The 20,922-nt window shown below is 67.3% G+C and carries 21 protein-coding genes; 8 read left to right on the forward strand and 13 right to left on the reverse strand.

Features of this window, described 5'->3' with window-relative positions; all coding sequences use genetic code 11:
- Positions 1-50 precede the first annotated feature (50 nt).
- Positions 51-1,190, reverse strand: a complete 1,140-nt coding sequence (locus tag ACFPJ1_RS11285; protein ID WP_380103482.1) for a helix-turn-helix domain-containing protein — start codon at positions 1,188-1,190, stop codon at positions 51-53.
- Positions 1,191-1,518: 328 nt separating this feature from the next.
- On the opposite strand from ACFPJ1_RS11285, the gene ACFPJ1_RS11290 reads away from it, so the two are divergent.
- Positions 1,519-2,205 carry a methyltransferase domain-containing protein gene (locus ACFPJ1_RS11290; RefSeq protein WP_380103483.1) on the forward strand — a complete coding sequence of 229 codons (687 nt, stop codon included), beginning with the start codon at positions 1,519-1,521 and terminating at the stop codon, positions 2,203-2,205.
- Here ACFPJ1_RS11290 and ACFPJ1_RS11295 read toward each other — a convergent pair.
- Positions 2,173-2,943: a DUF4386 domain-containing protein gene (locus tag ACFPJ1_RS11295; protein ID WP_380103484.1), complete on the reverse strand. Its 771-nt coding sequence runs from the start codon at positions 2,941-2,943 to the stop codon at positions 2,173-2,175. The genes ACFPJ1_RS11290 and ACFPJ1_RS11295 overlap by 33 nt on opposite strands.
- A gap of 108 nt (positions 2,944-3,051) precedes the next feature.
- Here ACFPJ1_RS11295 and ACFPJ1_RS11300 point away from each other — a divergent pair, with 108 nt between their 5' ends.
- The 5 genes from ACFPJ1_RS11300 to ACFPJ1_RS11320 all read left to right on the forward strand — a co-directional run bounded on the left by ACFPJ1_RS11300 (position 3,052) and on the right by ACFPJ1_RS11320 (position 7,840).
- Entirely contained in the window at positions 3,052-3,729 is a 678-nt protein-coding gene (locus tag ACFPJ1_RS11300; protein WP_380103486.1) for a TetR/AcrR family transcriptional regulator, read from the forward strand.
- A gap of 225 nt (positions 3,730-3,954) precedes the next feature.
- Positions 3,955-5,232: a vanadium-dependent haloperoxidase gene (locus ACFPJ1_RS11305; protein WP_380103487.1), complete on the forward strand. Its 1,278-nt coding sequence runs from the start codon at positions 3,955-3,957 to the stop codon at positions 5,230-5,232.
- Positions 5,233-5,416: 184 nt separating this feature from the next.
- Complete coding sequence (locus ACFPJ1_RS11310; protein WP_380103488.1) at positions 5,417-5,980, forward strand: HdeD family acid-resistance protein; 564 nt, start codon at positions 5,417-5,419, stop codon at positions 5,978-5,980.
- Positions 5,981-6,076: 96 nt separating this feature from the next.
- Positions 6,077-6,457 carry an SHOCT domain-containing protein gene (locus ACFPJ1_RS11315; RefSeq protein ID WP_380103489.1) on the forward strand — a complete coding sequence of 127 codons (381 nt, stop codon included), beginning with the start codon at positions 6,077-6,079 and terminating at the stop codon, positions 6,455-6,457.
- Between the two features lie 27 nt (positions 6,458-6,484).
- The gene (locus ACFPJ1_RS11320; protein ID WP_380103490.1) at positions 6,485-7,840 is read left to right on the forward strand and encodes a hypothetical protein; all 1,356 of its coding nucleotides are present in this window, start codon (positions 6,485-6,487) and stop codon (positions 7,838-7,840) included.
- A gap of 52 nt (positions 7,841-7,892) precedes the next feature.
- On the opposite strand, the gene ACFPJ1_RS11325 is transcribed toward ACFPJ1_RS11320, so the two are convergent.
- On the reverse strand, positions 7,893-9,392 hold the full coding sequence (locus tag ACFPJ1_RS11325; protein ID WP_380103492.1) for a DUF2252 domain-containing protein: 1,500 nt from the start codon (positions 9,390-9,392) through the stop codon (positions 7,893-7,895).
- Positions 9,393-9,529: 137 nt separating this feature from the next.
- Between ACFPJ1_RS11325 and ACFPJ1_RS11330 the strand changes: the two genes are divergently transcribed.
- Positions 9,530-10,069, forward strand: coding sequence for a potassium channel family protein (locus tag ACFPJ1_RS11330; RefSeq protein WP_380103493.1), 540 nt, complete (start codon positions 9,530-9,532; stop codon positions 10,067-10,069).
- Positions 10,070-10,072: 3 nt separating this feature from the next.
- Here the strand turns inward: ACFPJ1_RS11330 and ACFPJ1_RS11335 are convergent, their stop codons facing one another.
- The 5 genes from ACFPJ1_RS11335 to ACFPJ1_RS11355 form a co-directional block, all read right to left on the reverse strand.
- The gene (locus ACFPJ1_RS11335) at positions 10,073-11,668 is read right to left on the reverse strand and encodes an MFS transporter (RefSeq protein WP_380103494.1); all 1,596 of its coding nucleotides are present in this window, start codon (positions 11,666-11,668) and stop codon (positions 10,073-10,075) included.
- Between the two features lie 81 nt (positions 11,669-11,749).
- Complete coding sequence (locus ACFPJ1_RS11340) at positions 11,750-12,067, reverse strand: SHOCT domain-containing protein (protein ID WP_380103495.1); 318 nt, start codon at positions 12,065-12,067, stop codon at positions 11,750-11,752.
- Positions 12,068-12,077: 10 nt separating this feature from the next.
- On the reverse strand, positions 12,078-12,524 hold the full coding sequence (locus ACFPJ1_RS11345) for a DUF6325 family protein (protein WP_380103496.1): 447 nt from the start codon (positions 12,522-12,524) through the stop codon (positions 12,078-12,080).
- Positions 12,525-12,624: 100 nt separating this feature from the next.
- Positions 12,625-12,876 (reverse strand): hypothetical protein, encoded by a 252-nt coding sequence (locus tag ACFPJ1_RS11350; protein ID WP_380103497.1) that lies wholly within the window; start codon positions 12,874-12,876, stop codon positions 12,625-12,627.
- Positions 12,863-13,129 carry a hypothetical protein gene (locus ACFPJ1_RS11355; RefSeq protein ID WP_380103498.1) on the reverse strand — a complete coding sequence of 89 codons (267 nt, stop codon included), beginning with the start codon at positions 13,127-13,129 and terminating at the stop codon, positions 12,863-12,865. The genes ACFPJ1_RS11350 and ACFPJ1_RS11355 overlap by 14 nt, the downstream gene beginning before the upstream one ends.
- Positions 13,130-13,508: 379 nt before the next feature.
- Here ACFPJ1_RS11355 and ACFPJ1_RS11360 point away from each other — a divergent pair, with 379 nt between their 5' ends.
- Entirely contained in the window at positions 13,509-16,097 is a 2,589-nt protein-coding gene (locus tag ACFPJ1_RS11360; RefSeq protein WP_380103499.1) for a winged helix-turn-helix domain-containing protein, read from the forward strand.
- Between the two features lie 3 nt (positions 16,098-16,100).
- Here ACFPJ1_RS11360 and ACFPJ1_RS11365 read toward each other — a convergent pair whose 3' ends face one another.
- The 5 genes from ACFPJ1_RS11365 to ACFPJ1_RS11385 all read right to left on the reverse strand — a co-directional run bounded on the left by ACFPJ1_RS11365 (position 16,101) and on the right by ACFPJ1_RS11385 (position 20,825).
- On the reverse strand, positions 16,101-16,607 hold the full coding sequence (locus tag ACFPJ1_RS11365) for an RDD family protein (RefSeq protein ID WP_380103500.1): 507 nt from the start codon (positions 16,605-16,607) through the stop codon (positions 16,101-16,103).
- 2 nt (positions 16,608-16,609) lie between these two features.
- Positions 16,610-17,215: a hypothetical protein gene (locus tag ACFPJ1_RS11370; RefSeq protein WP_380103501.1), complete on the reverse strand. Its 606-nt coding sequence runs from the start codon at positions 17,213-17,215 to the stop codon at positions 16,610-16,612.
- Positions 17,216-17,279: 64 nt separating this feature from the next.
- Positions 17,280-18,122 (reverse strand): YhjD/YihY/BrkB family envelope integrity protein, encoded by an 843-nt coding sequence (locus ACFPJ1_RS11375; protein WP_380103502.1) that lies wholly within the window; start codon positions 18,120-18,122, stop codon positions 17,280-17,282.
- A gap of 17 nt (positions 18,123-18,139) precedes the next feature.
- Positions 18,140-19,228 carry a hypothetical protein gene (locus ACFPJ1_RS11380; protein ID WP_380103503.1) on the reverse strand — a complete coding sequence of 363 codons (1,089 nt, stop codon included), beginning with the start codon at positions 19,226-19,228 and terminating at the stop codon, positions 18,140-18,142.
- A 1-nt stretch (position 19,229) separates the two neighbouring features.
- Positions 19,230-20,825, reverse strand: coding sequence for a phospholipase D family protein (locus tag ACFPJ1_RS11385; RefSeq protein ID WP_380103504.1), 1,596 nt, complete (start codon positions 20,823-20,825; stop codon positions 19,230-19,232).
- Between the last annotated feature and the right edge of the window lie 97 nt (positions 20,826-20,922).

The following is a 20,922-nucleotide window of genomic DNA, read 5'->3' on the forward strand; positions in this document are numbered from 1 at the left end:
GTACCGAGGCCACTCTCGCGGAGTCGTCGTCAGCGGTGCGCAGAACAAGTTCATCGCCGGAATCCCGGTCGCCTCGTGCAAGGCCGCGCCGCGCAGCGCCATGCCCAGCGTCGCCACCACCACATCGGCCTCTCGCGCGGTCTCCAGGGTCGCCTCGACGATGGACCCGTTGACCCGGCGCTCGTCGGCCGTGGTTCGCCGTACCAGGGCCGAAATCTTGCCCTTGGCAAGGATCGCTCGACCATGCACGCCCGGCGGTACTCCGCGGGCGGCAGTCCGTAGGCGCTCTTGAAGGCCCGGTTGAAGTGCGCCGGATCGGCCAGGCCCCAGCGTGCCCCGATCGCCGCGACCGGACGCTCGATCAGCGCCGGATCCAGCAGGTCGCGACGGCAACGATCCAGCCGCCGGCGCCGGATCAGCCCGGCGACGCCGTCTCCGGTCGGCTCGAACAACCGGTGCAGATAGCGCAACGAGATGTGGTGCGCGGCCGCGATCCTGCCCGGCGTCAGTTCGGCGTCGGCGAGATGCTCCTCGATGTACCCGCGGCACCGCTGCACCAGCGCCCTCGTCCGGGTCTCTGCCGGCAGCAGGTTCTCCCGATCGATGTGCGCGGCGAGACTGACGTTGACCAGGTCCAGCAACGCGGACCCGATCCGCGCGCCGCTCGCGCCGTCGTTCGCATCCAGGTGCTCGGGGAGTTGCCGGACGAGCCCGGCCACCAGCGCCGTCATACTGTCCGATCCCGGAATCCGTATGCCGGTGAGCGTGGCCACCTCGTCATCCCGGAGCGGACTCAGCGCCTTCGGATACGACACCATCACCGCGCGACGCTCGCTGTAGGCACACCTCAACGGCCGCGAGAGATCGGCGATCCCGACGTCACCCGCCGCGAACCGGGCGCACCGCCCGTCCTGCTCCCCTAGCGCGACTCCCTCGGCCTGCACGAACAGCAGGTACCGCTCGGGATCATGCCGGCGGATGTGCCCCGCAGTACGCCGAGCCTCCCCCGGTCCGGACCTGGAAACCACCACCTGCAGCGGGCCGACGTCCCCCACCACGAGTTCATCCCGCGCGTCAGGCACGTCGTCCAGCCGAATATCGAGACCGGCCAGTCGGTCCGCCACCACCTCGTTCCAGTACGCCGTCCGCGTCCCGACCGGCTCGACCACAGCCGTGAACACTGTCCGCATCCGCCTAGTCTCCGAAAGCCTCCAACCGCCCGCAACCGACATGTCCGATCATCGTGCGTCCACTGCGGGTGCCAGGCTGCTTGCCGACAGCAACCAATTTTGTCGTTGTGCTGAACCGAATGCGAACAGCCGGTGTCAGACAGCGACTACATCGCCAGACGCCTTGCGTGCGCCGTACTGTGGGTGGCGGTACGCGCGAAGGGGCTTGCGCGAACCGCCGATCTGCTGCCTGCAGATCGCACGAGGGGCTTGTGGGGGCGATGAGATGTCTTTGGCGACACATGCACGCAATGGAGTCAACCGAGCACTGCGACCACTCGGGGTGCAGGTGACCCACGGCAGGAGCACGGACCCGGCGATCCAGCCGTTCCTGTCGGCGCGGCGGACGATCGCAGGCGCCAACCGGGCCGGCCTTCCGCTCGGCGAGTACATCGATCGCTACAGCGCCGAGCCCGGGTCGACGGCGGTGGCGGTGGAGGCCATGCTGCGGCTGTGCGACCTCGGTGATCATGTCAGCCGGATCTGCGAGATCGGTCCCGGATCGGGACGGTACGCCGAGCCTGTCATCGCCGCGCTGCGTCCTGACGCCTACGAGATCTACGAGACCGCGCCCGACTGGATCCGCTACCTCCAGTCGCTGCCGAATCTGGTCACGCGGCCAGCCGACGGGCACACGCTGGCGGCCACCGGCTCGGAGACCATCGACCTGGTGCATTCGCACAAACTGTTCACCTATGTGCCCTTCGTGACGACCGTCGGTTATCTCGAAGAGATGGCGAGAGTCGTCCGCCCCGGTGGCATCGTCGCCTTCGACATCATCACCGAGGACTGCATGGACGAGCAGGCGACGCGGACCTGGGTCAGCGAGAACGCCGCCATCTACATGGTCACGCCCCGCGCCTGGACCATCGACCTGCTCGCCGACCGAGGTCTGACCCTCCTCGGCCAGCACTTCGAACCCCTGAGCGGTGGCAGAACCGAACTACTCGTCTTCCGCAAGGAACCCTCGAGCTGACGGAACGCGCACCAGCCGGCCGCGGATCACCAGCCACAACGCCAGCAGGAGCTCGCCGAGGAAAGTGAACGACGAGACGTCGGTCCAGGAGTCCTGGACCGCGATGGCCCCGAAGGTGTCGATGACGTAGCCGAGACCGGCGATGGCGAGCAGGACGCCCAGAACTCTGGGGGCATACCCGGAGCGGAAGGCCAGATAACCGATGGTCAACAAGTGAAGGCCGAACAGTCCCAGCGCCAGCGCCCAGACATCGTTGAAGGCGTTGATCTCCGAGAGCGCCTGCGCGTGTAGCTGATCCGGGCTGAACGCCGACGGACCAGCATCGCCGTCGAGTAGCCGGGGTACGGCGAGAAGGTGGCCGACGGCAACCAGGTAGATACCCGAGTACACCAGCCTGAACGCCATTGCCAGCAGGGAGACGCCCTTGTTCACCGGGCTGAACACCCGGTAGAGCGCGCAGGCGATCACCACGTCGAGTGCGATCACCAGAAGCAGGCTGGCGATGCCTGCTCGGAACAAGCCTTCGGACGCCGTGATGTCGGCGGCTGTCCGTGCCGCATCTCCCTGTGTCACGAGTCCGTCGACGGCGAAGAAGACGCCGAATGGTGCCAGCGCGGCCATCACCAGAATCCCCACGCCCGCTGTGATGGATGCGCCGCGAAGCGATCGGCCGCCCGCCGCGGGTGGCTTGACGGGAGTCGTCGGCTGCGTCGGCGGTGGAACGGTGTCATTCGTCATCGGGATCCCCTCCGTAAGACGCTGTGGCCGCAGCCGCGCGCCGGATTTCGTACTTAGTACGGCCAAGGTATAGTACTAAGTACGAAAGCACTAGCGGTCAGGAGTCACATGTCCGAACCAGCCGGCCGCCGTCCTCGCCTGAACCGCGAGCGGGTACTGCGTGCCGCCCTCGAGGTCGCCGACAGAGGCGGGATCGCGTCACTGACGATGCGCTCACTCGCCGAGGCCCTCGGCGCGAAGCCGATGTCGGTCTACCACTACGTGGCCACCAAGGACGAGATCCTCGACGGCATCGTCGACCTCGTCTTCACCGACATCGACCTGCCGTCGGTCGGCGGCGAGTGGCGCGCGGAGATCCACCGGCGGGCGGTCTCGGCCCGTGAGGTGCTGAGGAAGCACCCCTGGGCGATCGGGTTGCTCGAGACCCGTACGACGCCCGGACCGGCCACGCTGAGACACCACGACGCGGTTCTCGGCACGCTTCTCCACGGCGGCTTCTCACTCGCGATGACCGCCCACGCCTGCGCCCTGATCGACAGCTACACCTACGGGTTCGCGCTGCAGGAGGCCGCGCTCCCCTTCCAGGATCCGGAGTCAGGTGCCGAGGTCGCCGGTCCGATCATGGACCAGATCGCAGCCGGCGAGTACCCGCACCTCACCGAGATGTCGGCGAAGTACTACCTCCAGCCCGGCTACGACTTCGGCGACGAGTTCGAGCTCGGCCTCGACCTGATCCTCGACGGCCTGGCGGCCTGGCTGCCTCCGAAACGCGGCCGGAAGTCGTGAATGATTGCCCGGTCGCGGCGCGTTGACCCGTCCATCGGTCACTCGTAGCGTTCGAAACGATGCCCGTGGTCCGATGCTCCGGGCACATCTCAAGGGGGGCCCATTGTGGCCGGAATTCGCACTGCCCTGTCCCGCACCAAACTCGCCATCGGAGCGGTTCTGGTAGTCGCTCTGCTCACGCCGATCACCGGAGCCGCCGTCTCTGCGGTACCGCAAAGTCCCGCGGTGACGAGCGGCAACGCGGCGACGAGTGGCAACGCGGTGGTCCGGTGGAACGAGACCGCCGCGACCGCCGCGCTCACGGCCACACTCGCACCGACCCTCAACCCACTGCACGAATCCCGGATGTACGCGATCATGCACATCGCGATTCATGACGCGCTGAACGCCATCTCTCCTCGCTCACGTCCCTATGCCTTCCAAGGCCGCGCACGGCACGCATCCCCTGAGGCCGCGATCGCTGCTGCCGCGCGAACCTCGTTGGTCGCTGCCCTGACAGACCTGACACCACCGTTCACTGACACCCAAGCCGCTATCGCAGGCGTCGAGACCGCCTACACCGCGGCACTGGCTGCCATTCCCGACAGCTTGGCAAAGCAGCAAGGCATCGAACTGGGAAAGAAGTCGGCGTACACGATCCTGGCCAAGCGGGCTGACGACCGCGCCTCGACGATCCTGCTGATCGACTCCGGCTTCCCGCAGGGCGTCAGGCCCGGCGAGTACCGGTTCACTCCCGGTTTCACGTTCGCCTTCGCACCCACCTGGGGAGAGGTGAAGCCGTTCGCACTCCGGTCCGCCGGACAGTTCCCGGTGGAGCCGCCCTTCGCGCTCGGCTCGAAGCGGTACACCGCCGACTTCAACGAGGTGAAGCGACTCGGTGGCGACGGCATCACTACGCCAAGCGCCCGCACCGCTGACGAGACGCGGATCGCCCGCTTCTGGGTGGAGAGTTCACCTCTGCTGTGGAACCGCCTCGCCCGCCAGTTGGCCACGACCCGGCACTTGGATCTCTGGCAGAGCGCCCGTCTGTTCGGCCTGCTCGACATAGCCCTGACAGACGGCTACATCTCGACCTTCGACGTGAAGTACAAGCTGCTGTTCTGGCGCCCCGTCACCGCGATCCAGCTGGCCGCGACGGACGGCAACCCCAACACCGCGGCCGACCCGACCTGGACCCCGCTGGTGCCCACCCCACCGATCCCGGACCACGACTCGGGCCACAGCGTCGAAGGCGGCGCCGCGGCCGCGGTACTCCGTGGCTTCTTCAAGACAGACCGGATGAGCTTCTCTCTGTGCAGCTTCACCGCCTTGCCCGGCAGTACCTGCACGGACGCCAACCCGGCGATCCGCCACTACACCAGCTTCTCCCAGGCCTCCAACGAGAACGCACGCTCCCGGGTCCTGGTCGGCTTCCACTTCAAGCACGCCACCACCGAAGGCGTGAAGCACGGCATCAAGATCGGCCAACTGACAGTCCACAGCTACCTCCAACCTCGCCACTGACTCGTCGCTCCCCCATCGATCTTGCCCGGAGCAACGAGATTGCCGACCGGCGGCTGACCCGGCAGGTGTAGCTGCCGGGTCGGCCGCGGGGGAAATGCGGCTGGCCGTTGCCTGCGGCTCTGATTCGGAGAACTATGAGTGTCGACGGGCAGCTTGCTGCGTGAAGGCTGGGGAGGGGCGTGCCATGGATCGGGAAGTGTTTGCCGAGAGCTGGAAAATGCTGGTGGTTCGCGGGATGATCGGGATCGTCTTCGGGCTGCTGGCGATCATCTGGCCGATCGAGACCGCGATCGCACTGATGGTGCTGTTCGGGTTCTGGGCCCTGATCGACGGGATCAGCTCGCTGGTCGAGGCGTTCCGGTCGGAGACGCAGGGAAGCCGGCTCGGACTGGCTGTGATGGGTGTCATCGCGATCCTCGTGGGGCTCTTCGCGATCTTCAGCCCCTCGGTGGCGGCCAACACCCTGACCTTGATCTTCGGCATCTGGTTGATCATCCGCGGCGTCTTCGAGGTGTTCGCCGCCTTCAGTAGCTACCGGCTCACACCCCGTTGGCTGCTCCTGCTCGGCGCCGCGCTCTCGCTCCTGCTGGGCATCTTCTTCGTCGCCAACCCCGGCCGCGGCACCGTCGGTATCGCGGTCTGGCTCGGCCTGATCGCGCTGTGCTGGGGCCTCGTCTTCGTCGCGATGGGCCTGATCGTGCGGCGCGGACACGACAACCCCGCTCCGGCGACCCCGGCGACCGCCTGAATCCAGCCAATATCATCCGGTAGAGGTGAGGCCGTCCGCCGTCCGAAGCGCCAGTGTTGGGCACGCGCCTTCAGCGCTCGGAGAGAGGACGTTGCAATGTCATTCTGGGATGTCGTTTGGTTCATCATCATCGCCTTCGCCTTCACCGCCTACCTGATGATGCTGTTCTCGATCATCGCGGACATTTTCCGCGACTCTGAGACCTCAGGCGTGAAGAAGGCGCTCTGGCTCGTCGGCCTGCTCTTCGTGCCGCTGCTCGTCGCGCTCATCTACGTCATCGTCAACGGCAACGACATGGCACGCAGGACCGCGACCAGTCACTTCGCCGCCCAGCAGCAGCAGGAGAAGTACATCAAGCAGGTGGCCGGCGCGGCCAGTCCCACCGACCAGATCGCGCAGGCCAGCGTGATGCTCGACAAGGGCACGATCTCGCAGTCGGAGTTCGACACGCTCAAAGCGAAGGCGCTCGCGGTCTGACCTGTCCACCCGAGAGGAGATCCGGCGATGAGCGAGATCGAGGCCGACGAGGTACGGCGACTGCGCGAGCGGGTGGCGCAGCTCGAGCTCGAACTGGCGGCCGGTCCTCGGCCGCCGGCGCCGGACATTCCTCCGCACCGCCGGGTGATCTGGCGTACTGTCGCGTCCGCGATCCTGATCACGCTGGCCTGTCTGCTCGCGCCCCTGTCGGCGACGGCTCTCTGGGCCAGCAGGCAGGTCAGCGACACCGAGCAGTACCTCAAGACCGTCGCCCCGCTGGCGGACGACCCCGCCGTTCAGACCACCATCTCCGACGCGGTCACCAACGAGATCCTCGCCGCCATCGACATCCAGGGCATCACCGACGAGACCCTCAACGCGATCTCCCAGCAGGGTCTGCCACCGAGAGTCGCGGCCAACCTGCAGGCGCTGAGCGGACCGCTCGTCAGCGGAGTGCAGAGCTTCATCCGCGACCAGGTCGCCAACTTCGTCGCGAGCCCCGAGTTCGCCGCCGTCTGGAGACAGGCGAACGAGACCGCGCACTCGGAACTGGTCAACCTGCTGGAAGGCAACCAGGGCGGCGCGCTCAGCGCTCAGAACGACACGGTGACGCTCAACCTGGCCCCGATCATCGCCCAGGTGAAGGAACGGCTGGTGGCGCGCGGCTTCGGCGTGGCGCAGAACATCCCGGTCGTGAACAAGTCGATCGTCCTGGTGCAGTCAGAAGGCGTCACGAAGGCACAAGGGTTCTACCGGCTGCTCAACACGCTCGGCGCCTGGCTGCCGTTCATCGCCTTGTTCCTGTTCGCCGCGGGCGTGTACGTCGCCCGCGACCACCGTCGCGCCCTGTTGATCGGCGCACTGGGATTCGCCGGCGCGATGCTTGCGCTGGGGGTCGGCCTGGCCGTCGGCCGGGCGCTCTACCTGAACGCGTTGCCGTCCGAGGTGATCTCACGCGACGCCGGCGGTGTCATCTTCGACACCATCGTGCGCTACCTGCGGTACAGCCTGCGAGCTGTCGGGGTGCTCGCGCTGATCGTCGCCTTCGCGGCCTTCTTCACCGGGCCGTCCGTCTCCGCCGTCAAGACTCGCGCAGGGCTCACGAGGGGCATCGGGGCCCTGCGCGGCAAATCCGAGTCGGCTGGGCTGAACACCGGCCGATTCGGCGCCTGGACCTTCGCCCACAAGCGCCTGCTGCTGATCGCCAGCGTCATCGGCGGGGCCCTGGTGCTGACCTTCTGGTCACAGCCCACGGTCTCCGTCGTCATAGTCATCGCCGTGATCGTGCTGTTCCTGGTCGCCGTGATCGAGTTCCTGGGGCGTCCGCCCGCGGCAGCCCACGCCCACGCGGCCGGCGGACCGGGTCCCAGCGCTCCTGCCTGAACCGGACACAAGTCACCCTGGCCTGCTGATCCCAGGCCAGGGTGACTGGTGCTTACTGCTGTACGGTCTCGGCTTCGAGACGGCCGCTCTTGATGGCATCGAGGAAGGCCTGGTAGTCGCGCTCGTTCAGGTCGGCGTACGCCTCGGCGTACTCGACCATGGCCTCGGGGAAAGCGTCGTCGCTGTTGAGGTAGGTCGCCAATGCGATCCGGTCCCCGGAGCGGGCGTGCGCCCTGGCCAGGGTCCAGCCGCAGAGCTGGCCGTACATCATCATGGTGCGCGGGTCCTGCCGCTCGACCACGGCGGAGCCCTTCATGTCGCGCAACTGCCGCACGTAGAAGTCGCGGACCTGTCCGTCGATCCCGTCGACGCGCTGCCAGCCGAGGAAGATGTCACTGGAGGCCTGCATCAGCCGTTGGCCGACCACCACCCGCTCCCCCTCGTTCCTCGGCGCGGAGCGCTGTCGCAGGGCGACAGGCACCTTCGTCTTGAGCACCGAGGGGCCGGCCTCCTTGACCTGCAGGAACAGCGGGTCGCCGTCGTCCCTCCCGCGCAGGAGCACGATCCAGCAGCGCGTGCCGACACTTCCCACTCCCACTACCTTGCGAGCCATGTCGACGAACTCGAACTGATCGAACAGCGTCCGGCGCTCGTGCGGCAGAGATCTGCGGTAGCCGGCCAGCAGAGCCTTGAGCTGGGTCACGAGCTCCGCACGGCCGACCTCGGGCAGCAGATCGGCGATGGGAATCATCAGCGGAGGATCAGCCTTGATCCGCACCCCGTCGTCGGTCATCTCGGTGAGTTTGGCGAAGGCCTTCAGGTTTCCGCTGCCGCGTGCCTTGAGCGTGACCTCGTCGAGACTCTTCCGGCTGCTCGAGTTGATCTTGTTGCGCAGCACCTCCTGGAGCTCGTCGACGTCCCCGCGGGCATACCAGACGCCGAGAGCTCCCATCGTGGCGAACTCGGCGGTGGCATCGCGGTAGCGTCGTACCGTCTGCAGGACGCACTTGCGCCGTTCCTTCCGCGAGAAGCCGTTGCCCCGGCCGGCGACCGCGATGCTCGCGGCGAGACGCTTGACGTCCCACTCCCACGGGCCGGCGAGGGTTTCGTCGAAATCGTTGACGTCGAAGATCAGCCGCCGCTCGGCAGATCCGAAGAGCCCGAAGTTCGAGAGGTGGGCGTCACCGCACAGCTGTGCCCCGAGGCCGGACACAGCGGCGGCGCCCAGGTCGACCGCCATCCCCAGGGCATTGCCGCGGAAGAAGGTGAAGGGCGACACCATCATCCGGCCGTGCCGCACCGGCACCAGCTCGGGGACTCGGGTCCGGGCCTGCTCCTCGATCAAGGCGACGGGATCCGGCCGACTCGCCGGCAATACCAGCTCGGCCTGCTCGTGCGGCGGCAACGCAGCGCGCGCTGCGAGCCCCCGGAGGGCTCGTTCGGAGGGTGTCAGGTGACGGGCCGCGGTCGCCACGGATCGGCCATCGGCGCCGGCTACTCTCGGTGCGCGGGCGAGCGTCTCTTCCTCCGCGACAATGTTCCATGCACTCATGAGGCCCTCCGGTCGTCGTCGAGTCACCCCCAGCCAACTCAGATCCTTGAGGGTGCCAGCCAACACCGCCGGCCGGCCGATCAGCATCACCCGCGATGGATGAACCGACCGGGTTCGGTCCGCGCTTCACTGAGGTGGTGACAGAGACCGACCTCAGCTACGAAGAACTCCCGCGGAAAGTCCGCCGCAGGCTCGCGATGAAGTCGCTGGTGCGTTCCTTGCTGATCTCCGTGGCCATCGTCGCCGGCTACTTCCTGCTGCCCATGAGGAACCTGACGGGCGCCTCAGGCGTCGGCCTGGTCATCGGACTCGCGATCGTGGCTCTCCTGCTGACCTGGCAGCTGCGCGAGACCATCCGATCGCCGCACCCCGTGATCAGAGCGATCGGCGCACTGGTGACGTCTGTGCCCCTGTTCCTCGTGGTCTTCGCTACGACCTACTACCTGATGGAAGCTGCCCAGCCAGAGAACTTCTCCGAACCGATGAGCCGGCTGGACTCGGCGTACTTCACCGTGACGGTGTTCGCGACGGTCGGTTTCGGCGACATCGTGGCCAAGTCGGAGATAGCTCGCACGGTGGTCATCGTGCAGATGATCGGCGACCTCGTGCTGGTCGGTCTCGTCGCCAAGGCCTTGTTCGGGGCTGTGCAGACCAACATCAGTCATCGGAAGGAATGAGGGCTAGGTGATCACTTCGCCGGAGGCGGGGGCGGGCGGTGGGACGACGGGCAGGCGCACCATCCGGAAGGAGTTCACCAGGCCGATCAGACCGGCGAGGATCGGAACGCCCAGGGCCACCTGAAGGGCCAACGGTCGTGCGGTGGTGTTGATGCGGATGATCTCGTCCTGAATCGGCTGGGGTTCGTTGACGAGTAGCTTCTCGAGCTCGGTGTTGCTCATCACCTGCGCGTCCTCCTCCAGCCCCATCGCGACACGCTCCTGCTCGGCCGGTCCGAGGACGGCGCTTGACTCTGCTTCGTGGTTGAAGCTGAAGGAGAGGGTCGCCAGCATGATGGCGCCGGCGAACGCCAACCCGAACGACAAGCCGAACGAACCCCCCGCCGAGTTCACCCCGGCGGCCTCGCTGACGCGTTCCTGCGAGATCGGGGCCAGTGTGTAGTTGTTGAGCTGGGACACCAGGAGACCGAACCCCACACCGGCGAGCAGCAGCGGGCCCGCGAGATACCAGCCCGAGTCTGCCCGCGGCACGATCGGGATGATCAGCAGCAGTCCTGTCGTCAGGAGTACGAATCCCCACCTGATGATGTGGCTCGGGGGCCGGTCCCCAGCCTTCCGCTCCGCCAGGATCGCCGTCGCGAACATGCTGAGCGAAAGCGGGGCGAGGGACAGGCCCGTCTGCATCGCGTCGTACTCGAGCACCATCTGCAGGTAGATCGGCAGGGCGATCATGCTGCCGCCCAGCGCGATCTGCTGGAGCAACTGCTGGCTGATGCCCAGGCGGAAGACGGCGGACTTGAACAGATCCGGGTCGAGCAGTGTCGGCTTCCCCTGCCGCTTTCGTCGCTTCAGCCAGTAGACGAGGCCGGCGAGAGCGATCACGCCGATGAGGATGATCGCGCCGACGGACTCGCCGCCTTCCTGCCACACCAGGATGCCGAGCACGACACCGCCCATGCCCAGCGCGGAAAGCACCGCACCGACCCCGTCGATCTGCCGAGATCCTGTGTACGGCACGTCGCTGATCAGTCCCCGACCGAGGACCACGACCGCGATCACGACGACCTCGAGCGCGAAACCCAGGCGCCAGGACAGGTAGGTGGTGATGAAGCCACCGAGCAGCGGTCCGACTGCCGCGGCCAGCGCGGCCGCGGCCCCGACCATGGCGTAGGCCTTGACCTGAGCGGCTCCTTCGAAATTGCCGTGGATCAGGGACTGCATCGCCGGCAGCAGGAGCGATGCGCCGATGCCACCCACTATTGCCCAGAAGATGATGATCGTCAGCAGGTTCTGTGCCACTGTCATCGCCAGTGCGCCGATCGCGTAGCCGGTCAGGCCCAGGAGATACGCCCGCTTGCGCCCGAACAGATCCCCGATCTTGCTGCCGATCAGGATGAACGCGGCAGACACCAGCGCCTCGAGCGCGATCGCGGACTGGACGCCGCTCACCGTCGTGTCCAGGTCCTGAACCACCGAGGCGATCGAGACGTTCATCAGCGAGGTGTCGACCACCAGCACGAACATCGCCATCGCGAGCAGGATGGCAAGCCGGGGATTGCCTTTTGTCTCCTCAGCAGCGCGGCCCGCTTCCTCTGTCATCGCAAACGCTCCTGCTCCTCGGTGATCCGGTCAGGAGTCGGTTGGAAGGTGACGCCCTCGTGGGCCACGCGCATCAGCCACTCAGCCGGCGAGGATCTTGGCCTTCTGTGCTTGGAACTCCGCCTCGGTGAGCACACCCGACTCCTTCAGCTCGCCCAGGGTCTTCAGCCGTTCCAACGGGTCGGCGGCCGGCGCAGGTGGCGGTGCGGCGTCCTGCGGCGGTTGGGCATACTCCTGCGGCGCGACCTGTTCGTCGTACGCCTGATCACGTTGTGCTGCCGTCTCGGCGTCGCGCTGGGCAAACTTCGAGGCTTGATGACGCTGCACCCGGCCGGCGACAACAGTCGCCGTCCCCGCGACGGCCGCGGTTCGCGCAATTCCTCGCAACAGTCCTGGCATGTCAGTCTCCTCAGGTCGTCGGTTCGAGGGTTTCCATGGCGTCGAGAACTGCCATCACGTCCTCCGCCGGGATGCGTCCACCGGCGATCAGGGTGCCGCCGGACTCCATCGCCGCAGCAACGAACGGAATCGCCCAGGTGTTCTCGTAGACGATCAGCGCCGCCAGCGTGCCCGGCTGCATCGCGCCGGCCGCTTCGTTGAGGTCGTGGTCAGCCAGGATGCCTGTCCGGGCGCCGTCCAGTTCCGCGAAGCCACCAGCGCGGCCGGACGATTCCGCCAGGTCGACCGCATAGACGGCGCCGTCGGCGTCCTTGCCGACGATCATCACGTCGTAGACGTGAATGATGCCGCGCTCGATCAGACTCACCACCTCCTCGGCCGCCCGGCCGGTCAGCCGGTCGCCGGTGAACTCGATGAGTACGAAGTCGATGGGTCCGTGAACCTCTGTCTCTGGCATCGCTCTCCATCCCCTCTACCAGACCCTCGCGGCCCGGCGTGCTGTCTTGCGTAACCCTGCCGTGGCCGAGCGACGGCGTCATCACCCGCCCTGGATGAGCTCAGACGGGCAGGGTCGCGGTACTCCACGTTTCGCGCTCGGACAGCTGCCGGATACTCAGGATCATCAGCCCCGCTGCCTGCAGCATCGCGGCGAGCTCAGCGATGCCTTGACCCTCGCGAACCCGCAACCGGACGACGCCAGAGGTCTGGTTGTGAGTCGGTGGACGGACGCAGTAGGCCAGCACGGCAGGTTCCAGTTCACCGAGGACGACGACCTGGTACGACGGTCTGGTGCGCTCACTCGTTCTCATCGTCTTCCTCTCCAGGTGGGATGGGGATCAGTTCGGGCTCCGCTGGTGACGCCTCCGGGATCCGGCGGACCTCGACGACCTCGATGCCCAGGGCCCGCAATCGCGCGAGCAGGCCGTAGAGCGCCGACTGGTCGGGAATGCTGTAGATCACCGTGTTCACCTGGTCCACGGCCAGGACCACCGCGCCCATGTCGCGAAGATCTTCCTCGGGGATGGCACCCGCTACACGGATCTCGAACGTCGCTTCGACCATCGGACCTACTCCGTTCCCAGCGTGTTCGTCTGACGGTCGCAAAGGCGCACGGAGTGCGGCTCATCCCTGTGGGGTGAACTGCCGATCGGAGCGCAACGGAATCGATCCGAGGCTGATGTGCATACCGGCATCAAGGTGTCTCGAAATGTCCGACAATCGGACTGCAAACACTGGTTTTACCGGCGAATCCGTGGTGTCGTCAGAGGTGCGGACTCGCCGTGTACCGCCCTAAAGCGATCGGTCGTGCCGCAAATCGCTAGGAGGGGACATGCCAAGCGACCAGCATGCGGGGGTGCAGTCCGGACGCAGTTCACCGTTGGCGCCATCCGCCGAACCTCCGAGATCCACGACCCGGATCTCGGAGCTCCCAGCAGGGACAGTGCTGCGGCACCGTCTTCTCGACCTCGTCAGCCAAGGAGTTCGTCGACCGATCACCCTGGTCAGCGCGCCGGCCGGCTTCGGCAAGACTTTGTTGCTGGTCAGCTGGGAGATGCTTGCTGCCGGCCCGGCAACTGTCAGGCACATCGCGCTCGATCTCAGCAGCGAACATCCCGCGGCCCTGCTGGATTCCGTGCTCGACGGTCTGCAACGCAGCGGCTCGAGCTTGTCCGATGACCCCGTGGTGTTCACTCCCGCCGACCAACCCGGACAACCGTTGGCAGGCCGGCACACCGACGTCGAGCCGGGCACCTTGGTGCTCGTAGTCGACTGCGGCGACCTCACAGTCACGCCGGAGCTCGGCGACAGTCTCCATCACCTCATCCGTGGCAGTGCGGGACGAGTACGGATCGTGCTGCTGACCCGGTCCGACCCACCACTCCCCCTCCACCTCTACCGCTTGGCGGGGACCCTCGCCGAGATCCGCGCCGCTGATCTGGCCTTCACGGTGGAGGAGGCCACAGCGCTGCTGCGGAATCAGAAACTCGAGCTGACGCACTCGCAGGTGGTCGAGCTCCAGCAACGCACCGATGGCTGGCCCGCCGGCCTCATGTTCGCGGCCATGGGCCTGGCCGGCAAGAAGGACGTGGAGCAGGCGATCCGTGAGTTCCGCGGCGATGCCGGCAACGTCGCGGCGTACCTGATGTCCGAGGTGCTCGACGCGCAGCCGCCGGCGCTGCGAGAGTTCCTGCTGCGGACCTCCGTCGTCGACGAGGTCCGGCCCGCACTGGCCCAGGCGCTGACAGATCGCGCTTGTGATCTTCGGTCGCTGGAGTTCATATCCCACGGCAACTCGTTCATCCAGCCGGTGCCGGGGACGGACGACAGCTACTGCTACCAGCCGCTGTTCCGCGAGTTCCTTCGCACCCAGCTGTACTTCGAGAGGCCGAATCTGGTCCCTTCCCTGCATCGGGCTGCCGCCGTCTGGTTCTCGCAGAACGGTCAGCGACTGGAGGCCGTCCGGCATGCCATCAGAGGTCGTCGGTGGGGGGACGCCGCCAGGTATCTGGTGGAGGATCTCGACGTCGCCGGTCTGCTCGTCGGGCGCCAGCGTCGGCTGTTGGCAGAGCTGTTCGCCGACCTGCCGGACGACCTGACCGGCGCCGAGGCCGCGATCGTGAGGGCGGCGAGGGCGCTCGCCGACTTCGATGTCGCTCGCTGTACTGCAGAACTCGACACTGCGCGCAAGACACTCGCTGACCCGGCCTCGCCCCATACCCGCGCAGCCGAGCTGGCGATCATCATCCTGGGGGCGGTCTCGGCGAGCCTCGGGGCGGACGTCGAGGAAGGGTTGGACGCCGCACTGGCGGCCGAGTCGGCACTGCGCGCAGCATCACCGAACCCTGCGGTCACACACCCGGAGCTGAAGCTGCTGGTCGCCGGCTGCAAGGGGCGCGTCCTGCTTCAGCGCGGAGACTTCCAGGCCGCCCTGGCCACCTTTACCGAAGGCATCGAGGTCGCCGAGGCCACCGGCGTGCTCGACGCCTTGGCGGATCTTCTGGGAATGGCAGCACTGGTCGAGGCCGTCTGGGGACACCTACGCCAGGCCACCGAGACCGCCTCGCATGCGAGTGCTCTGGCGGAGTCCGGGGCACAGCCACAGGAGCCTCAGTCAGCCATCGTGGCCCAAGCCTGGGTGAGAGCCGACCAAGGTGATCTGGTGGGAGCCCAGGAGTTCGTGCATCGTGCCGCCGACGCCGCACCCACCCACGACGCTCGCGTCCTCGAAGCCGCACTGGCTCTGGTCAGGGCGCGACTGCTCCGGGCCGGCGGCGATGCTGATCTCGCCGGTGCGGAGTTGCGGGCCGCGAGGAACAGCTACGGCGTCCACCACGACGGGTGGCTCAGTCAATCCCTCGTCGTGGACGAGGCGAAGACGCTGGTGGCGCAGAACCGGCTACGCGAGGCCATCAGTGTGATCGAGCACTCCCGGGGACGCGACCAGGTCGGTTCGCTCCTGGTTCTGCAGCGAGCTGCTACCGAGGCCGGCGAGCGCGGACCCGGGCTGCCGCCGCTGACCACGCACCGTGCGGTGGCACTGGAAACTCAGGTCGAAGGCTGGCTGGTCCAGGCTGCGGAGTCGATCAGGACCGGAGATCCCGGCCGCAGCGGCCTGTGCGTGGAGCGTGCGCTGAGACTGGCTGCCCCGGAGCATCTGCGCCGGCCGTTCTCAGAGGCGCCGCCCGCGCTGCAAGGGTTGCTCCAGCCAACCGGCGACCTCATGAGGCGTCACCCCTGGCTCCGCGCGCCGGGACTGCCGCGAGGTCACGAGCAGACCGCGGCTCACGTCAGCCAGACGCGAACCGGGCTGGTCGTCACCTCCACGTTGACCAGCAAGGAGCACGAGGTGCTGCAGTACCTCGCGGAACTGCTGACCACCGAAGAGATCGCCAGCACCATGTATGTCTCGGTCAACACGGTCCGCAGCCACGTGCGGAGCATCCTGCGCAAGCTGAGTGCTTCACGGCGCAACGAGGCGGTACGGCGAGCTTGGGAGCTGGGCCTGTTGCCGTCACGCCCCGAGTCCTAGTCGTCACCGCGAGATGGGGTGATCCCGGTCAAGGATGCCGGGGCGCCAGTCGTAGATCACCGACGTACGCAGTACCAAGTCCTGCAGGGAGCGGCGCCCGGCGCCACCAGCACAGAAAAAGAGCCCGATCGGGAACATGACGTAGAGGACGGCCCTCAGCAGGGCGACGGGCGCCCGCAGCCGTCCTCCGCGATGGTTCACGACTCGAAGTGCCATCACGCGGCAGCCGTAGGTCCGTCCGATGGTGGACCAGGCGACGGTGAGGTAGAGGACGAGCACGACCAGGCCCGTCGTGACGCTCAGGATCGGCGAGGCTTCACTGAACTGGAAGCCGCGGGGATCGAACAGGAACATCGCACCGTTGACGCCCACGTAACCGACCACCAGCGCGGCCACCACCAGCACCCCATCGATCACGCCGGCGATCAGCCGGGTGACCAGACCTGCTTGCCGTCCCTGGTACGGGCGGGCCTCCCGCGGGACGATCGGGATGACTTCGTCCATCGTCATCGCTAGGTGGAGGTGGTCATCTCGGGTTCAGGTGCCGGCGCGGGTTCCGCCGGAGGCCGGTCGGCCGGTGGAGGCTGGTCGACCGGTGGAGGCGCGGGAGCTGCCTTCCGGCTGAACCGGACCCTCAGCCGGCCCACTGCCCGGCCGACGGCCTCGTCACCGGAGATGCTCTGCATGCGTACGCCGCGGACGGTGTCGGAGGCAACGGTGCCGGTGGACTGCCGGATGATCTCGGCGAGGTCGACCTCAGCGATGACTCCCTCGGCGAGCTGCGCCATGTCGATCCGCTGGAGTACGGCGGCGACGACCGGTGGGACCAGCTTGTCGAGCATCACGGACACCTGGCGCTCCACTTCGCCGCGCCCTCGGACACCCTGTCGTGCGAGGGCGTCCAGGTAGGTGCCCGCTTGGTACCGCTCCGTCAGCATCGGCGGCCGCAGGAACACCACGGCGACCGGTTTGACGACTCCCCGGGCTCGGCGCCCGACCATCCGCGCGGTGGCCGCAGCCAGCATGGTAGCCCCGACTGCCGCGTCGAGCACGAGGATCGCGTCTCGGCTCGTCGGCGGCGCGTCAGGCGGGTTCACGGATTGCTCAGTTGTACCCACGCCACCATGATCAGCGCAGCACCCTCGCGCGGCATCACCCCTGGCGGGGGAAGTTCCGCGGGCTTCACGCCTGGATCGCGCTGTCCTCGGGTTGCGTCTCCACGCCGAGCCAGGAGCGCACGCGGCGGGCGAACCACCCCTGGCTGCGATCGAACTCCGCGCCCACCACGGTCGCACCGACCACGATGAGCGCGATGGACAACAGCCACCCCACCAGTGCCAACGTGACACCGAAGAGACCGTACCGCTCGCTGTAGCTCTCCATCATCCGCGGCATGTAGATGGTGGACGCGACGCCGTAGACACCGCTGCACAAGGTCGCCACGGCTCCGGTGGGGATCAGCCTCCGCCAGCGAACCCGGCCGTCGAGCAGCAGCCACGGGATGAAGGTCCACAACAACAGACCGCTCACGATCGAGACCGGGACGCCGAGCAGCCAGTCCAGCGGGAGCGCCCGCACGAGTGAGCGCGCAAGGTAGAGCAACGCGATGTCCAGCAGCAGGGCGCCCAGGCCGAGGAACGTGTTGAACGAGCCGCGGACACCCGGGAGAGGCTTGAGCCGCCAGGCGTCCTGGTACATCCGCTGCATCCGGCGGGCGAGGGAGACCCCGGAGAAGACCAGGATCACGACGCTCAGGACACCGACGCTCGACGCACCGACAGGCTGGGCGAACACCTCCCGGACGGCGTCGGCGGCCTCGCCTTTGAGCTCGAATCTCCGGATGAGCGCTCGTGAGACCACGTCTCGGCGGCTCGCCGGCGCGAGCGTCGACACCAGGAGCAGCAAAGGAATGAGCGCGGTCAGGGCCTGCGAGGAGATCACCATCGCCCGGTCTATCCCTCGCAGGGTCAGGAAGGATCTGGCACAGCGGCCGGGGAACGTCTCCTCCAGCCGCTGCGCGAACACTTTGAGGTCCGGCGCCGTCAGTGCTCCGCCTCCTTCCGCTCAGCGGCGGCGGCGCGGAAGTCGCTGATCGGGCGGTAGCGGTCGTAGAGCGTGGTCAGGACGCTGAACAGCAGGACGAAGAAGAGCGTGTCGACCAGCGACAAGTGGTCCTCCCGGCGCGAGGTCAGCAGATCGGCGACCACCACCAGCACCACATTCGTCCCGAAGACAGCCGCGAAGGACACCGCGACCGAGTCCCACGAATAGCCTCGCTTGGCCGCCCACAGACCGATCGCCGAGTTGATCACGACGAAGAACGCGATCGCGAGGAACATTTGGAAGGGGCTCGCGTCCACCCCGGGCAGGACCTGCCCGAAGATCACGCTGATCAGGCCGATCAGGAAGGTCTTCTCCAGCGCCGTCCCGTCGAACACCTTCCGGTGCGCCGCCTGGTACGCCGCCCGCTCCTGTGCGTCGTCGATCTCGACCGGCAGCGGGTCCGCGCGGAACCGCCAGGACCAGTCAACCGCCGGCAGTCGCGGACGGACGACGAAGTACAGGATCGCGGCCAGGACGAGCAGGGCGGCGATCAGCGCGGGAAGGAACCAGGAGACGTCTCTGATCGTGTCGGTCAGGTCCAGTTGGGCGATGTGGATCCAGTACTCCTGCGGCAGCTTGACGAAGATCCAGATGGCACCGGCGACGACCACCCAGAACTTGAGCCCGTACCGCGCGGGGTTCCAGCGGGTGCGGATCCCCTCGTAGGCGATGAAGAAGTACTCGAAGGTGTTGGGGAACACCAGCAGCAGCCACCGCAGGCCGGTGAGCTCGAAGGCGACCACGCCGATCTGGCGGTAGAAGAACAGGAAACGACTGACCCGGACCGCGGCAGGGTTGGTCCAGTTCCGCAGACTCGCCAGGAAGGCAACCGACAGGTAGAAGACGTCCATCGCCTTGTCGTAGCTCTGGTAGAACGGCGGGTCGAACCCGAACGTCTGGAAGATCGTCTGGTCGACACCGTCGAGCAGTAGACAGCCGATGATCGCAGGCAACGGGAACAGCGGGATCAGGAGCGGCAGGGCGAAGCGCGCCAGCACCACGGTCCAGAACACGACCTCGACACTCATCTCAGAACTCCCTTCGGCGACGCATCCGGCGCGGTCTGCCATCCGGGTCGTAGATCAGCCGGTAGAGCGGTTCCGCCCAGAGCGCTTGCAGCCGGGTCAGGTGGCCCGACTCGTGCGGGCGGATGTGCCCAGGCGGCCGCGGGCCCTTCCGTCCACCGGCGCACCAGCCTTCAAGCCTGGCCGCGGTCTGCCGCCAGAGCTCGAATCCCGCGTCCAGCTCGAGCCCGGCCAGCTCCTCGCGCGGCAGGCCGAGGTGCTCGGACCACACCTCCAGCCGCAGGTCCCGAGCCAACCGACGGGTGCCCTTGGCAACTGAGTGCCGGTCGTCGGGAGTCGCATCCAGCACCGCGCAGGTGAGCTCGCTGTCACAGGTCCAGGAACGGCGGTTGAAGTTGTCCGAGCCGCAGGTGAACCAGACGTCGTCGACGATGCAGATCTTGGAGTGCACGTAGATGGGCGCCCCGGCGGTGTTCTCCAGGTCGTAGATCCCGACGCGTCCGGGCGCCGCGCCATGCAGCATCCGCACCGCTCGCAGTTGACCGAAGCGGGCCGGTGGCCCACTCACCGCACCGTCCGACGCCGGGTACCGCGGAACGACGACGATCACGCGGAGCTCGGGCGAACGCTGCAGAGCCTCGGCGATGTCCTGCGCGATCAGCTCGGACCACAGGTACTGGTCCTCCAAATAGATCAGCTTGCGTGCATTGCCGAACGCCTTGCCATAAGCGCGGGCGATGCTCCGCTCCCCCTCGGGCGCGAACGGATAGCCAGGGCGCTTGTAGGCATAGGTTCGCAGCACCTGTACGGCGTGGGGTCCGGCCGGCGGCGGATCGGGGAACTCCTCGGTCAGCGACCGGGGGTGGCGCGGCATCCGGGCCAGCCGCTGCACGATCATCCGGTAGGGCGTCCGCCGATCGAGCGGGTGACCGTCGTCCCACCGTTCGACGAAGGTGCGGAACAGGTCGCCGACCACCGGTCCCCGCAACTCCAGCGCCGCATCGTGCCACGGTGTCTGGTCGCCGTACCGGCGGTCCATCGGGGCCTGCTGCGGATCCCCGCGGTGCTCATGGTCGTCGCGGCGCTGGTGCGACAGGTCGATGCCCCCGACGTACGCGACGTCGAGTTCCCGTCGGCCCTTGTGCCGGATGACGAACAGCTTCTGGTGGTGCGAGGCCATCCGCCGGACGCGTTGGTCGAGCAGCACCTCGGCGCCCGCCCGATTGAGCTTCGTCCCCAGCCGCTGGTTCTCGCGGGAGTTGAACTGCAGGTGGTCCGAGTGCGATCTCCAGAGCAGCGCTCTGACCTCGACCCCCGACCGGGCCAGATCGGCCAGCACGGTGCCGACCGAGGGACCGTCGGGCAACAACTTCTCGTCGGAGTCGCCACGCCAGTCGGTGAAGTAGACGTGGTCCCCGGGGCGCAGCGCACAGAGCTCCTCGTGCAGCCGGCGGAAGTAGGTCGCCCCGTGAATCAGCGGCCGGACCAGGTTGCCCTCGACCCAGGAGCCGTCCACGTCCCCCATCCGGTCGATGTCCGTGCCGGGATTGCCCCGCTCGTCAGGACGGAGGAACCACTGCCCGGCGCTCTGGTCGATCATCGTCACGCCTCCGGGTCGAGTGTTGCTTCCTGGCCGCTCTGGTTGCTCATCCGCTATGGGTGAGTCTTCGTCTTACCGACGGTGATAAACGTGGCGC

The organism is Kribbella qitaiheensis (assembly GCF_042657745.1).
Taxonomy (GTDB): Bacteria; Actinomycetota; Actinomycetes; order Propionibacteriales; family Kribbellaceae; genus Kribbella; species Kribbella qitaiheensis.

Excerpts from the sequence above, each read along its gene's own strand:
- ACFPJ1_RS11355 (WP_380103498.1), bottom strand. The coding sequence starts at position 13,129 with ATGGTCGAAGCGACGTTCGAGATCCGTGTAGCGGGTGCCATCCCCGAG.
- ACFPJ1_RS11365 (WP_380103500.1), bottom strand. The coding sequence starts at position 16,607 with ATGACGATGGACGAAGTCATCCCGATCGTCCCGCGGGAGGCCCGCCCG.
- ACFPJ1_RS11295 (WP_380103484.1), bottom strand. The coding sequence starts at position 2,943 with ATGACGAATGACACCGTTCCACCGCCGACGCAGCCGACGACTCCCGTC.
- ACFPJ1_RS11320 (WP_380103490.1), top strand. The coding sequence starts at position 6,485 with ATGAGCGAGATCGAGGCCGACGAGGTACGGCGACTGCGCGAGCGGGTG.
- ACFPJ1_RS11285 (WP_380103482.1), bottom strand. The coding sequence starts at position 1,190 with ATGCGGACAGTGTTCACGGCTGTGGTCGAGCCGGTCGGGACGCGGACG.
- ACFPJ1_RS11345 (WP_380103496.1), bottom strand. The coding sequence starts at position 12,524 with ATGCCAGAGACAGAGGTTCACGGACCCATCGACTTCGTACTCATCGAG.
- ACFPJ1_RS11340 (WP_380103495.1), bottom strand. The coding sequence starts at position 12,067 with ATGCCAGGACTGTTGCGAGGAATTGCGCGAACCGCGGCCGTCGCGGGG.
- ACFPJ1_RS11325 (WP_380103492.1), bottom strand. The coding sequence starts at position 9,392 with ATGAGTGCATGGAACATTGTCGCGGAGGAAGAGACGCTCGCCCGCGCA.
- ACFPJ1_RS11310 (WP_380103488.1), top strand. The coding sequence starts at position 5,417 with ATGGATCGGGAAGTGTTTGCCGAGAGCTGGAAAATGCTGGTGGTTCGC.
- ACFPJ1_RS11315 (WP_380103489.1), top strand. The coding sequence starts at position 6,077 with ATGTCATTCTGGGATGTCGTTTGGTTCATCATCATCGCCTTCGCCTTC.
- ACFPJ1_RS11350 (WP_380103497.1), bottom strand. The coding sequence starts at position 12,876 with ATGAGAACGAGTGAGCGCACCAGACCGTCGTACCAGGTCGTCGTCCTC.
- ACFPJ1_RS11300 (WP_380103486.1), top strand. The coding sequence starts at position 3,052 with ATGTCCGAACCAGCCGGCCGCCGTCCTCGCCTGAACCGCGAGCGGGTA.
- ACFPJ1_RS11385 (WP_380103504.1), bottom strand. The coding sequence starts at position 20,825 with ATGATCGACCAGAGCGCCGGGCAGTGGTTCCTCCGTCCTGACGAGCGG.
- ACFPJ1_RS11380 (WP_380103503.1), bottom strand. The coding sequence starts at position 19,228 with ATGAGTGTCGAGGTCGTGTTCTGGACCGTGGTGCTGGCGCGCTTCGCC.
- ACFPJ1_RS11335 (WP_380103494.1), bottom strand. The coding sequence starts at position 11,668 with ATGACAGAGGAAGCGGGCCGCGCTGCTGAGGAGACAAAAGGCAATCCC.